Consider the following 13,256-nt stretch of genomic DNA (forward strand, 5'->3'; position numbering starts at 1 on the left):
TGGCAAGAAATCTTGGGCCGCATTGAACACACCCGCCACCCCCGCCCGTACCTAGGGCCATGTGCGAGCCCGACCGGGTGCGCACAACACCCAAGCAATAAGCGGGAGTTGACGATGAAGACCTCCTGGCGGAGCGCCTCGCTCGTAGCGACAGCTGCGGCCCTGCTGGCGCTGACGACGGCGTGCGGTCAGGACAAGGGCGGCTCGTCCGCCGACGGCCAGAACGTGGGCAACGCGGCCCAGGCGCAGGGCGGTTACGGCTCCGACGGCAACGGCTCCGACGGATACGGCTCGTCCGGGCAGAGCGACACGGGAGCCGCGGCCAAGGGCAAGGCCGCCGGTCAACTCGCCGTGTGGGACAGCAAGAAGCTCGGCAAGGTCGTCACGGACAGTGCCGGGTTCACGCTCTACCGCTTCGACAAGGACACCGCGCAGCCGCCCAGGTCGAACTGCGCCGGAGACTGCCTCAAGGCCTGGCCCGCCGTCCCCGCGGCCGGTGCGGAGGCCGCGCCCGGCGTCGACCCCTCCCTCATGGGCGAGGTCACCGCGACCGACGGCACCAAGCAACTGACCATCGACGGCTGGCCGATGTACCGCTACGCCATGGACACCAGCCCCGGCGACGCCAAGGGGCAGGGCGTGGGCGGCACCTGGTTCGCGGCCGCGCCCGACGGCAAGAAGGCGAGCCCGGCGGCCGACGCGCAACCCGCCGACCTCAAGGGACTGTCCACGCGCAAGGACCCGAAGCTCGGCGAGATCGTCGTCGACAAGAACGGGATGACCGTCTACCGGTTCCTCAAGGACTCGGCCTGGCCCATCAAGTCGAACTGCGTCGGCGCGTGCGCCGAGAAGTGGCCGGCCGTCGCGCCGGTCGCCAAGAACGACACCCAGAACATTCCGCTCAAGGGATTCATGTCCTTCACCCGCCCCGACGGCACCAAGCAACAGACGCTGAACTGCTGGCCGGTCTATACGTTCTCCGGCGACAAGAAGCCCGGCGACACCAACGGGCAGGGCGTGGGCGGCACTTGGTACGCGGCATCGCCCCAGGGAAAGCCGGTGGGCGCCCCCAAGTGAGCCCGCGGCAGGGGTCGGTGCGTGCCCCGAGTGACGCACAGTAGAGTCGACGAAGGATTGGGCGAATGGCCGGTCCGTTCCCTGTATGGCCGAGCAGCGGTCATGCACCGGGAACGGACCGGTTCTTTTCGGTGGGGAAAGAGACGGTTTCGCAGTGGTTTCGGGTCTTGGTCAATTGGCACGTGCCGGAGGCAGTGACCGAGAACGGACGGTCAATTTCCGTTTTGGCTCGCTCCTTTGGCGGCTGATCAGTAGCCTCAGCTCGAACACCGGCTCGCCTACGCCTTGGAGAGATTGATGGAGCGTCCCGCCTGGGCCCCGCAGGGCATCGACATCTCGGTGCCCAGCGTGTCCCGGATCTACGACTACTACCTGGGCGGATCGCACAACTTCGAGGTCGACCGGGAAGCCGCCCGCAAGGCCATGGAGTTCATGCCGGGCCTGCCCAAGATCATGCAGGCGAACCGGGCGTTCATGCGGCGGGCCGTGCGCTACGCGGTCGGCGAGGGCCTCACCCAGTTCCTCGACATCGGCTCCGGCATCCCGACGTTCGGCAACGTGCACGAGGTGGCACAGCAGGCGAGCCCCGGCGCGCGCGTGGCGTACGTCGACCACGACCCGGTCGCCGTCGCGCACAGCCGCGTCGTCCTCGAGGGCAACGCGAACACCACCGTTGTCTCCGCCGATCTGCGCAAGCCGCGGGAGATCCTGCACAGCCCCGAGATCGGTGAACTCCTCGACCTGGAGCGGCCGGTAGCGCTTCTCCTCGTCGCCGTGCTCCACTTCATCGAGGACGCCGACGACCCGTACGGGGCCGTCGCCGAACTCGGCGAGGCGCTCGCGCCCGGCAGCCTGTTGATCGTGACGCACGCCTCGTGGGAGGGCATGCCGATCTCGACGCGGGAGGCCGACGGCGCGGTCGACGTCTACCGGAAAGATGTCCGCAATCCGCTGATCATGCGGAACCGCGAGGAGATCGGACGCTTCTTCCAGGGGTACGAGGTGGTCGACCCCGGCATCGTCGCGATGCCGGTGTGGCGGCCCGAGAACGCGCCGCAGGACCTAGAGGAAGCGGACCCGTACACCTTCGCGGGCTATGTGGGAGTGGGGCGCAAGCGTTGAGCGACGAGCCGGGCGGACCCGAGGACAGACTGCGCAGGTTCGCCACGATCTGGAGCCGGGCGATCTTCCCGGTCACGGCGACATCCCTGACCCGGCCCGAGTTCGAGGAGGAACTCGTGCCGCTCGCCCGGCGGCTGCGGGACGCGCTGGCCGCGCGGACCCTGGACGCCGCGCACGGGCAGGCCGTCGGGGCCGCCCTGATCGACGTGCACTGCACCGACCCCGAGGCGCTCAGCCGTACCCTCGACGTGGTCGACGCGTACCTCGTCCTGTACTGCGGACAGGAGGCCGACACCCCGGAGCGCGAGGACGACCTGCGGGCCCGCTGCGCCCGCGTCCAGCACACCGTGGCCGCCGGGTTCGCGGCCGCGCTGCGCGAGCGGACCCTCGTCGAGCAGGAGGCGATCTCCCGGGCCGCGCTGAACGCCCGCAGCGCCGTCGCCGAGGCGCTGCACGCCAGCGAGGCCCGGTTCCGCGCGGTGTTCCACGGCGCGGCGATCGGCATCGGCATCGCCTCCCTCGACGGCACGGTCCTGGAGGTCAACGACGCGCTGGTGCGGATGTTCGGCGGCAACGAGGGCACGCTGCGCGGGCGCAACGTCGCGGAGTGGACCCACCCCGACGACGCCCCGCAGGTCTGGCACCTCTACCACGAGCTGGTGCGCGGCGAGCGCGAGCACTACCGCGTGGAGAAGGCCTTCTACCGGCCCGACGGCACGGCCCTGTGGACCAATCTGACGGTGTCGCTGCTGCGCGACAAGGACGGCGTCCCGCAGTACCAGCTGGCGCTCATGGAGGACACCACCGAGCGCCGCCTCCTCGGCCTGCGCCTGCGGTACGAGGCCACGCACGACGCCCTCACCGGACTGCCCAACCGCACCCTGTTCTTCGAGCGCCTGGAGAAGGTGCTCGGCGCGGGCGGCGGCATGCGCTTCGGCCTGTGCTACCTCGACCTCGACGGCTTCAAGACCATCAACGACAGCCTCGGCCACGCCGTCGGCGACCGGCTCCTCGTCGAGGTCGCCGACCGGCTCCAGGCCTGCGCGACCGCCCCCGGCGAGATGGTCGCGCGCCTGGGCGGCGACGAGTTCGTGGCGCTGACCACCGGCAAGGACACCGAGGCCGAGGTCGACGACCTCGCCGGCCGCATCATGCACGCGCTTGCCACGCCGATTCGGATCGACGGCCGCGAGCTCACCGTGCGCGGCTCGGTCGGCATCGTCGAGGGCCCGGTCGGCGACCGCAGCCCCGCCGAGGTGCTGCGCAGCGCCGACATCACCATGTACCGGGCCAAGTCGGCGGGCGGCAACCGCTACGAACTGGCCGACCCCGAGGCCGACGCCCGCGCCATCACCCGGCACGGCCTGACGACGGCGCTGCCCGCGGCCCTGGACCGCGGCGAGTTCTTCATCGAGTACCAGCCGCTGGTCCACCTCGGCGACGGCAGCGTCCGCGGCGCCGAGGCCCTGGTCCGCTGGCTGCACCCGCAGCACGGCGTCCTCGGGCCCGACCGCTTCATCCCGCTCGCCGAGCACACCGGCCTCATCGTCCCGCTCGGCCGCTGGGTCCTCGAGGAGTCCGTGCGCCAGGCCCGTGTCTGGCAGGACCGGCACGCGGAGGCGGGCCCGCTGCGGATCAACGTGAACCTGTCGCCGATGCAGCTCGCCCACCCCGGCCTGGTCTCCGACACGGTCGACATCCTGGAGCGCGCCGGGCTCGAACCGGGGGCGCTGTGCCTGGAGGTCACCGAGTCGGCGCTGATCGGCGCCGACGACGACCTGTTGAAGCCGCTGCGGCGCCTGTCGGAGATGGGCGTCGACATAGCGCTCGACGACTTCGGCACCGGTTACTCGAACCTCGCGAACCTGCGCCGCCTGCCCGTCAACGTCCTCAAGCTGGACCGCTCGTTCACCCAGGGCATGCAGCAGTTCCCCGCCGATCCCGTGGACTTGAAGATCGTGGAGGGGATCGTCTCCCTCGCCCACAGCCTGGACCTGGCGGTCACCGTCGAGGGCGTGGAGACCGGCGCGCAGGCCGAACAGCTCAAGGAACTGGGCTGCGACACCGCGCAGGGCTGGTACTACGCCCGGCCGGGCCCGCCGGACCGACTGCACGAGCTCGCCCTCGCGGACGCCACCGGATGAGCACGTCACCGGTCCGCTGGGCGTACGCGTTCATCGACCGGCCCTACGCGGACTTCGGCGCGGCCTGCGACTTCTGGTCCCGGGTGACGGGGTCGTCCCTGTCCGAACTCCGGGGCGAGCGCGGGGAGTTCGTAACGCTGCTGCCGCCCGGCGGCGACCCGTGCCTGAAGGTGCAGGGGGTCGGCGACGGCCCCGGAGGGGCCCACGTCGACCTCGTGGTCGAGGACGTCCCGGGACAGGCGCGGCGGGCCCTCGCCCTGGGCGCGACCGGCGTCTTCTCCGAGCCCGGCCTGGAGGTGCTGCGCTCCCCGGCCGGGCATCCGTTCTGCCTCGTGCCCTGGCAGGGGGAGACGGCGGTGCCCGCGCCGACGGCCCCGGCCAACCGGCTCGACCAGGTGTGCCTGGACACGGCGCCGGACGCGCACGACGCGGAGGTCGATTTCTGGGCCGAGCTCACGGGTTGGCCCGAACTCCCTTGCAGTGGCCCGGAGTTCCGCTGTCTGCAGGCGCGGCCGGTGCAGTTGCTGTTCCAGCGGCTCCATGCGGCCGGGCCCGCGTCGGCCCATCTGGATGTGGCCTGTGGGGACCGTGCGGCTGCGCGGGTGCTGCACGAGTCGCTGGGGGCGGAGTTCGTACGGGACGGTCGGTCCTGGTCGGTGATGCGGGATCCCGCCGGGGGTTTGTACTGTCTGACGGACCGGGCGCCGTAGGGGGAGCGGTTCGTTGCCGGGTGCGGGTCTCGTCGTGGCTGGTCGCGCAGTTCCCCGCGCCCCTGAAGGCGAGCGGCTTCGCCGCTCAGCCTTCATGAGCCCTCACCCGTCCCGCTCCACCAACATCCGCTGAAGCTCCCGCGCAGCCCGCGGTGGAGCGACGTCCGACCGATGGGCCAGCGCGATGGTCCGGCGCAACCCCGGACGGGCCAGCCGGGTCACCACAAGATCCGCGCCGGCCCGGTTCGCCACCATCAGGGGCACCACCGCGACGCCGAGCCCGGCCCGGACGAAGCCGAGGACCGCGTCCATCTCGCCGCCCTCCACCGCGAAGTCCGGCTCGAACCCCTCCGCCCGGCACGCCGCGACGGTCAGCTCCCGCAGGTCGTAGCCGTGCCGGAACATGACGAGGCGCTCGCCCTCCAGGTCGGAGATCCGTACCGACGCGCGGCCCCGGCCGGGCCGTGGCGCATCCGGTGACGAGACCACCACGAGCTCCTCCCGCAGCAGCTCCACGGTCGTCAGGGCGGGCGCGGGCGCAGGCAGGGGCAGCACGACGAGGGCCAGGTCGAGGGCGCCGCGTGCGAGTTCACGTACGAGATCGTGGGAGCCGCCCTCCTCGATGAGCAGCTGGATCCCGGGGTAGCGGTCGTGGAAGGCGCGCAGCACGTCCGGCAGCAGGCCGGTGCAGAGCGACGGCGTCGCCCCGAGCCGCACCCGGCCGCGTCTGAGCTGCGCCAGCTCCTGCACCTCGTGCCGTGCCGTCTCCGCGTCGGCGAGGATCCGGCGGGCCAGCGGCAGCAGTGCCTCGCCCGCGTCCGTGAGCGTGATGTTGCCGCGGGCCCGCAGGAACAGGTCCGCGCCCAGTTCCCGCTCGAGGGCCCGGATCTGCTGGGACAGGGACGGCTGGGCGACGTGCACCAGCTCGGCGGCGCGGGTGAAGTGCCGGGTCTCCGCGACCGCGACGAAGTACTGGAGCTGCTGGAACTGCATGCACGCCACTCTAGCCGGGCTATAGCCACAGCCTATGGAAATGAGCTAGACCATGTCTTGGACCGATCAGGTCGTTGGCCCCTACCGTCATGTCCATGGCTCTGGCAACGCGGACGGACCGTCGACCGTCGGACAAAAGCGGCGCGCGACAGCGCTCGGTGAGGGGTGGTGGTCGGGCGGCGGGCGGGCGCGCGATCTGGGACAGCTCCCTCGGCAAGAAGACCGTGATGGCTGTCAGCGGCATCGTGATGCTGCTGTACCTGGTCGCGCACATGATCGGGAACCTCAAGATCTTCTTCGGTCCGCCGGAGATGAACCACTACGCCCAGTGGCTGCGCACCATGGGTGAACCGGTCCTGCACTACGAGTGGGGCCTGTGGCTCGTGCGCGTCGTCCTCGTCGTCGCCGTCGTGGCGCACGCGACGTCCGCGTACCAGCTCAGCCGTCGGGACATCAAGGCGCGCCCCAGCAAGTACGTGCACAAGAAGCCGAGTTCGAGCTACGCCACGCGCACCATGCGCTGGGGCGGCATCATCCTCGGCCTGTTCATCGTGTGGCACATCCTCGATCTGACGACCGGCACGGTGCACCCGGGCGGCTACGAGCACCTGCACCCGTACCAGAACGTCATCGACACCTTCTCGACCTGGTACGGCAACGTCATCTACATCGTCGCGATGCTCGCCCTCGGCTTCCACGTCCAGCACGGGTTCTGGAGCGCCGCGCAGACCCTCGGCGTCGGCAGCCGCACCCGTGACCGCGTCCTGAAGACCGTCGGCAACGTCCTCGCCGCAGTGCTCACGCTCGGCTTCATCGCCGTGCCCGTGGGCGTCATGACCGGATTGGTGAGCTGAGACATCATGAGTACGTACGCGGACTACGCGACCGGCGAGCCGGTCGTCGACACCAAGGCCCCCGCGGGGCCGGTCAACGAGCGCTGGGACACGCGGCGCTTCGAGGCCAAGCTGGTCAACCCCGCCAACCGCCGCAAGCACACCGTGATCGTGGTCGGCACGGGCCTGGCCGGCGGCAGCGCGGGCGCCACCCTCGCCGAACAGGGGTACCGGGTCGTCCAGTTCTGCTTCCAGGACTCGCCGCGCCGCGCCCACTCGATCGCCGCGCAGGGCGGCATCAACGCGGCCAAGAACTACCGCAACGACGGCGACTCGGTGCACCGTCTCTTCTACGACACGGTCAAGGGCGGCGACTTCCGCGCCCGCGAGTCGAACGTGCACCGGCTCGCGCAGATCTCCGTCGAGATCATCGACCAGTGCGTCGCGCAGGGCGTGCCCTTCGCCCGCGAGTACGGAGGTCTCCTCGACACCCGCTCCTTCGGCGGCGTCCAGGTGTCGCGTACGTTCTACGCGCGCGGCCAGACGGGACAGCAGCTGCTGCTCGGCGCCTACCAGGCCCTCAGCCGCCAAGTCGCCGCCGGGAACATCGAGTTGCACCCGCGCACCGAGATGCTCGACCTCGTCGTCGTCGACGGCAAGGCCCGCGGCATCGTCGCCCGTGACCTCGTCACCGGGAAGATCGACACGTACTTCGCGGACGCCGTCGTCCTCGCCTCCGGCGGCTACGGCAACGTCTTCTACCTGTCGACGAACGCCATGAACTCCAATGCCACCGCCGTGTGGCGGGCTCACCGCCGCGGCGCGTACTTCGCCAACCCCTGCTTCACGCAGATCCACCCCACCTGCATCCCGCGCACCGGCGACCACCAGTCGAAGCTGACCCTGATGAGCGAGTCGCTGCGCAACGACGGCCGGATCTGGGTGCCGAAGGCCAAGGGCGACACCCGTCCGGCGAACGAGATCCCCGAGGACGAGCGCGACTACTACCTGGAGCGCATCTACCCGTCGTTCGGCAATCTCGTCCCCCGTGACATCGCCTCGCGCGCCGCGAAGAACGTGTGCGACGAGGGCAGGGGAGTGGGCCCCGGCGGCCAGGGCGTCTACCTCGACTTCGCCGACGCCATCGCGCGCATGGGGCGGGGGGCCGTCGAGGCCAAGTACGGCAACCTCTTCGACATGTACCAGCGGATCACCGACGAGGATCCGTACCAGGTGCCCATGCGGATCTACCCGGCCGTGCACTACACGATGGGCGGCCTCTGGGTCGACTACGACCTGCAGACGTCCATCCCGGGCCTGTTCGCGATCGGCGAGGCCAACTTCTCCGACCACGGCGCCAACCGGCTCGGCGCCAGCGCGCTGATGCAGGGCCTGGCCGACGGCTACTTCGTCCTGCCCGCCACCATCAACGACTACCTGGCGAAGCACCCGCACGAGGACGAGGTGAACGCCGAACACCCCGCAGCCGTCGAGGTCGTGCGCGAGACGCAGGACCGGCTCGCCCGGCTGCTGGCCGTCAACGGCGATCGGACGCCCGACTCCTTCCACCGCGAACTCGGCGAACTGATGTGGGAGTTCTGCGGCATGGCCCGCACCGAGTCCGGGCTGCGCAAGGCCCTCGAACGCATCCCGCAGATCCGCGAGGAGTTCTGGCGGCGCATCAAGGTGCCCGGCGTCGGTGAGGAGTTCAACCAGTCCCTGGAGAAGGCCAACCGCATCGTCGACTACATCGAGCTCGCCGAGCTCATGTGCCTCGACGCGCTGCACCGCGCCGAGTCCTGCGGCGGCCACTTCCGCGAGGAGTCGCAGACGCCCGACGGCGAGGCCGCCCGCCAGGACGAGGAGTTCTCGTACGCGGCCGCCTGGGAGTTCACCGGCACCGGCGAAGCGCCCACCCTGCACAAGGAAGACCTGGTCTTCGAGTACGTCCACCCCACTCAGCGGAGCTACGCATGAAGCTCACCCTGCGCGTCTGGCGCCAGAAGAACGCCGACGCCGAAGGCACCATGTCCACGTACGAGGTGGACGGCATCTCCCAGGACATGTCGTTCCTCGAAATGCTCGACACCCTCAACGAGGAACTCATCGTCAAGGGCGAGGACCCCGTCGCCTTCGACCACGACTGCCGCGAGGGCATCTGCGGTGCGTGCAGCCTGGTCATCAACGGGGACGCGCACGGGCCCGAACGCACCACCACCTGCCAGCTCCACATGAGGTCCTTCAGCGACGGCGACACGATCGACATCGAGCCGTGGCGCGCCTCGGCCTTCCCGGTCATCAAGGACCTGGTCGTCGACCGCAGCGCCTTCGACCGGATCATCCAGGCCGGCGGCTACATCACGGCCCCGACCGGAGCCGCCCCCGAGGCGCACTCCACGCCCGTCCCCAAGCCGGACGCGGACTTCGCCTTCGAGCACGCCGAGTGCATCGGCTGCGGCGCCTGCGTGGCGGCCTGCCCGAACGGCGCGGCGATGCTCTTCACCTCGGCCAAGATCAACCACCTGAACGTGCTGCCGCAGGGCGCCCCCGAGCGCGAGAGCCGCGTCCTCGACATGGTGGCGCAGATGGACGACGAGGGCTTCGGCGGCTGCACGCTCACCGGCGAGTGCGCGACGGCCTGCCCCAAGGGCATCCCGCTGTTCTCCATCACCAGCATGAACAAGGAGTGGCTGCGCGCGAACCGCAAGGTCAGCCGCTGAACTCCGGATGACGTCCCGCGAGCGGCGCGGGGTGGGCGGGGCCGGGAGCAGGTGCTCTCCCGGCCCCGTCGTCGCACGGTCGGCGCCCCCTTGCAGAGCGGCGCGCCGAACTGCTGTCGACGCTGCGGTCCGTCGAGGAGGCCTCCGGCCACGACTTCACGTGTCCGACGTACGCGCTGCTCATCCTCGACGACGAGCCGCTGATCGTCGGGTACGCGCCCTCGCCGAAGGAGGTCGCGGTGTGCCGGAACGCGCCAGGGCAGGCCCCGACCACCGCCTTCTTCCCGGGAACGCGGGGCGACCTGACGCTGGAACGGCTGCTCACGCCCCAGGAGACGGCCGAGTGGTCATCCCGCGTCCGACCGGCCCGGAAACCGGGCGAGCAGGACGACCCCTGACGGACCGTCACCCGACGGATGTACCGTCCCCCCATGTATCCGGGAGCGTACGACCCAGCCGGCCCGGCCGTCGTCACGGCCGACGGCAACACCACCCTCACCTATGGCGAGTTGGAGGAGAACTCGCTGCGGCTCGCCGACCACCTGCGCGCCTCGGGGATGCGCAAAGGTGATCATCTGGCCCTGCTGTCCGACAACGATCCGCGCGTGTTCGAGGTCTACTGGGCCGCACTGCGGTCGGGTCTCTACCTGACCGCCGTCAACCATCATCTGACCGCCGAAGAGGCCGCTTACATCGTCCGGGACTGCGGCGCGAAGGCGCTGATCGTCTCAGGGGCGCTGAGTGAACTCGGGGCACGCGTAAAGGAGTTGGTGCCCGAGGTCGAGCACCGGCTCGACTTCGCGGACGGGACGTACGACGCGGCGCTGCGGGCGGCGTCACCGGCGCCGCCCGCCGTGCAGCCGCGCGGCGCCGACATGCTGTACTCGTCCGGCACGACGGGGCGCCCCAAGGGGATCGAGCCGACGCTGCCGGACGGTGACGTGCGCACCGACCCGTCGACGTACCAGTTGCTCTTCCAGCCCATGTACGGGTTCGGGACGGACACCGTCTATCTGTGCCCCGCCCCGCTGTACCACGCCGCGCCGCTCAGGTTCTGCGGGGTGATCACCGCCACCGGCGGCACCGTCGTGCTGATGAACTCCTTCGATCCGCAAGGGGCGTTGGCGGCGATCGAGCGGCACCGCGTCACGCACAGCCAGTGGGTGCCGACGATGTTCGTGCGCATGCTCAAGCTCCCCGACGCGGTGCGCGAGCGCTACGACACCTCGTCGATGAAGGTCGCCATCCACGCGGCGGCGCCCTGCCCGGTCGAGGTCAAGCGCCGGATGATGGACTGGTGGGGGCCCGTCCTGTACGAGTACTACGCGGCGACCGAGGGGAACGGGATCACGTTCATCGGCCCCGAGGAATGGCTGCGCAAGCCCGGGTCCGTCGGGCGCGCGGGTCTCCTCGGGGAGCTGCGGATCTGCGACGGGGCGGGCAAGCCGCTGCCGCCGGGCGAGACCGGGGTCGTCTACTTCGAGCGGGACGAACTGCCCTTCCGGTACCACGGCGACCTGGGCCGCACCCGCGAGGCGCAGCACCCCGGGCATCCGAACTGGACGACCACGGGCGACATCGGCCACGCCGACGAGGACGGCTATCTCTTCCTCACCGACCGCAAGGCCTTCATGATCATCTCTGGGGGCGTGAACATCTACCCGCAGGAGATCGAGGACTGCCTGGTCCTGCATCCCGCCGTCGCCGACGTCGCGGTGATCGGAGTGCCCGACGAGGAGATGGGCGAGTCGGTGCTCGCGGTCGTGCAGCCTGCTCAAGAGGGGGATGCCGGACCGGAGTTGGGCGCGGAGCTGATCGCCTACGTGCGCGCGCGGATGGCGCACTACAAGGTGCCGCGGCAGGTCAGGTTCGTCTCCGAGCTAGGGGTGCCGTTAACGAACGGCGAACCAGGTGACAAGTAACCGGCCGGTAGCATTCGGATCGAAGGCGCAGCGCGGGTGGGCGTGGTCATGCACTTTCTGCTGTCGCAGCCTGTGCAACGTGCTCGCGCAGCATGCGCATGACGGTGGCCGGGGCGGGGTGCTGGCCGCGCTTCTTGCCTGTGCGGATCACTAGCCGGGAAGCGATCTCCCGAAGCGATAGGTGTTCTTGGTCGCGCAGGCGCAGGGCGGTGGCGAGCATGTCCTCGTCGGAGACCTTCGTGCCGCCGATGGCCTTGCCCTTGGTGCGTGCAGTTTCCTGACCTTCGAGGGTTTTGTCCCGGATGTAGTCGCGTTCGGACTCGGCCATGGCGGCGAAGAAGGCGAACAGGGCGGCGCCGTGACCGGCCGGGTTGTGCTTGCCGGCCAGGGGGCCGGTGAGGAACTCCAGCTCGATCTCGGCGTCGCGGAGCTCCTCGGCGACCTTGAGGAGTTCGAGGGCGCCGCGGCCGAGCCGTTTCATCTCGTGCACGACGAGGGTGACCTTCGCGCCGAGCGAGCGGTACTCGCGCGCGGCGGCGAGGGCGGCTTTCATCTCGGGGCGTTCACGCACCCGGGTGCTGATGCGTTCCTGGAACAGTCGGTGCACGCCGGAGGATTCCAGGGCGTCGATCTGCGACTGGATCTCCTGGGTTCGGGTCGAGACGCGGGCGTACCCGAGCCGGACCTCCATCGGGGTGGCCGTCGCCGCGGGCTTCACGGTCGGCAGGGCCGTCCAGAGCGAGCCGGGGTGTCGGACAGCCGGGGTCGCGACGTGCAGCTCGGCGCGGAGCGCGGGCACGAGTTGGAAGCGGGCGGTGTGGTACTTGAGTGCGACCTTGCCCGCGGTGGTCCGGCAGGGAGAGCCGGCGGGGGCAGTGCAGGTGGACATCGGGCACGGGTTGGCTTCGACGAGCTTGTGCGGGTCGGCGTTCACGCAAGGAATCGTTTCAGGGGTGCGTTTCACAAGTCAAGAGGAAGGAAACGACCGGTGAAACGCGGCGGCCTGCGGGAACGCTCGGGCTGCGCGGTGTTGCAACAGGGTCCGCCTATGAAACATCCTCCTGCTGGCGCAGGTCGCGGCGGAGTGCCTTGGGGAGGCTGAAGGTGATGGACTCGTCGGCGGTCTTGACCGTCTCCACGTCGCCGTAGCCGCGCTGGGCCAGCCACTCCAGTACGCCGTCGACCAGGACGTCCGGGACGGAGGCGCCGGAGGTGACGCCGACCGTGGTGACGCCTTCCAGCCAGGCCTCGTCGATCTCGTCGGCGAAGTCCACCAGGTGGGCGGCGTTGGCGCCGGCGCCGAGGGCGACCTCGACCATGCGCTTGGAGTTCGAGGAGTTGCGGGAGCCGACGACGATCACCAGCTGGGCGTCCTTGGCGAGCTTCTTGACCGCGATCTGGCGGTTCTGCGTGGCGTAGCAGATGTCGTCGCTGGGCGGGGAGAGCAGGTTCGGGAACTTGGTCTTGAGGGCGTCGACCGTCTCCATCGTCTCGTCCACGGAGAGCGTGGTCTGGGAGAGCCAGACGACCTTCGACTCGTCGCGGACCTCGACATTGGCGACGTCCTCGGGGCCGTCGACCAGCGTGATGTGTTCGGGGGCCTCGCCGGAGGTGCCGATGACTTCCTCGTGGCCCTAGGGCGTGTCTTCAAAGTGGGTTAGCGAGATGATGGGTCCGTGAGTCGTCGCTATGAACTGACGGATGAGGAGTGGGAGTTGTTGTGCCCGCTTCTTCC

General features: G+C 70.0%; 10 protein-coding genes and 1 pseudogene. 8 read left to right on the forward strand and 3 right to left on the reverse strand.

All coding sequences use genetic code 11. From position 1 onward, the window contains the following. Positions 1-114: 114 nt before the first annotated feature. The 4 genes from ACIBUY_RS38400 to ACIBUY_RS38415 all read left to right on the forward strand — a co-directional run bounded on the left by ACIBUY_RS38400 (position 115) and on the right by ACIBUY_RS38415 (position 5,053). The gene (locus ACIBUY_RS38400) at positions 115-1,077 is read left to right on the forward strand and encodes an SCO0930 family lipoprotein (RefSeq protein ID WP_399155125.1); all 963 of its coding nucleotides are present in this window, start codon (positions 115-117) and stop codon (positions 1,075-1,077) included. 297 nt (positions 1,078-1,374) lie between these two features. Continuing rightward, entirely contained in the window at positions 1,375-2,199 is an 825-nt protein-coding gene (locus ACIBUY_RS38405) for an SAM-dependent methyltransferase (protein WP_399155126.1), read from the forward strand. Next, entirely contained in the window at positions 2,196-4,343 is a 2,148-nt protein-coding gene (locus tag ACIBUY_RS38410) for a putative bifunctional diguanylate cyclase/phosphodiesterase (protein ID WP_399155127.1), read from the forward strand. The genes ACIBUY_RS38405 and ACIBUY_RS38410 overlap by 4 nt, the downstream gene beginning before the upstream one ends. After that, positions 4,340-5,053 (forward strand): VOC family protein, encoded by a 714-nt coding sequence (locus tag ACIBUY_RS38415; RefSeq protein ID WP_399155128.1) that lies wholly within the window; start codon positions 4,340-4,342, stop codon positions 5,051-5,053. Before ACIBUY_RS38410 ends, ACIBUY_RS38415 begins: the two co-directional genes overlap by 4 nt. 102 nt (positions 5,054-5,155) lie before the next feature. Here the strand turns inward: ACIBUY_RS38415 and ACIBUY_RS38420 are convergent, their stop codons facing one another. Further along, positions 5,156-6,046 carry a LysR family transcriptional regulator gene (locus tag ACIBUY_RS38420; protein ID WP_399155129.1) on the reverse strand — a complete coding sequence of 297 codons (891 nt, stop codon included), beginning with the start codon at positions 6,044-6,046 and terminating at the stop codon, positions 5,156-5,158. 95 nt (positions 6,047-6,141) lie between these two features. Between ACIBUY_RS38420 and ACIBUY_RS38425 the strand changes: the two genes are divergently transcribed. The 4 genes from ACIBUY_RS38425 (at position 6,142) to ACIBUY_RS38440 (ending at position 11,521) form a co-directional block, all read left to right on the forward strand. Continuing rightward, the gene (locus tag ACIBUY_RS38425; RefSeq protein WP_365574392.1) at positions 6,142-6,900 is read left to right on the forward strand and encodes a succinate dehydrogenase; all 759 of its coding nucleotides are present in this window, start codon (positions 6,142-6,144) and stop codon (positions 6,898-6,900) included. Between the two features lie 6 nt (positions 6,901-6,906). Next, on the forward strand, positions 6,907-8,856 hold the full coding sequence (locus tag ACIBUY_RS38430) for a fumarate reductase/succinate dehydrogenase flavoprotein subunit (protein ID WP_399155130.1): 1,950 nt from the start codon (positions 6,907-6,909) through the stop codon (positions 8,854-8,856). Further along, positions 8,853-9,599 carry a succinate dehydrogenase/fumarate reductase iron-sulfur subunit gene (locus tag ACIBUY_RS38435; RefSeq protein ID WP_365574397.1) on the forward strand — a complete coding sequence of 249 codons (747 nt, stop codon included), beginning with the start codon at positions 8,853-8,855 and terminating at the stop codon, positions 9,597-9,599. The genes ACIBUY_RS38430 and ACIBUY_RS38435 overlap by 4 nt, the downstream gene beginning before the upstream one ends. A gap of 431 nt (positions 9,600-10,030) precedes the next feature. Then, entirely contained in the window at positions 10,031-11,521 is a 1,491-nt protein-coding gene (locus ACIBUY_RS38440; RefSeq protein WP_399155131.1) for an acyl-CoA synthetase, read from the forward strand. Between the two features lie 46 nt (positions 11,522-11,567). Here ACIBUY_RS38440 and ACIBUY_RS38445 read toward each other — a convergent pair whose 3' ends face one another. Next, positions 11,568-12,455, reverse strand: coding sequence for a recombinase family protein (locus tag ACIBUY_RS38445; RefSeq protein ID WP_399155132.1), 888 nt, complete (start codon positions 12,453-12,455; stop codon positions 11,568-11,570). Between the two features lie 112 nt (positions 12,456-12,567). Then, a pseudogene (locus ACIBUY_RS38450) lies at positions 12,568-13,155 on the reverse strand (4-hydroxy-3-methylbut-2-enyl diphosphate reductase); the annotation flags it as partial. Positions 13,156-13,256 lie beyond the last annotated feature (101 nt).

The organism is Streptomyces sp. NPDC050085 (assembly GCF_044460595.1).
GTDB lineage: Bacteria > Actinomycetota > Actinomycetes > Streptomycetales > Streptomycetaceae > Streptomyces.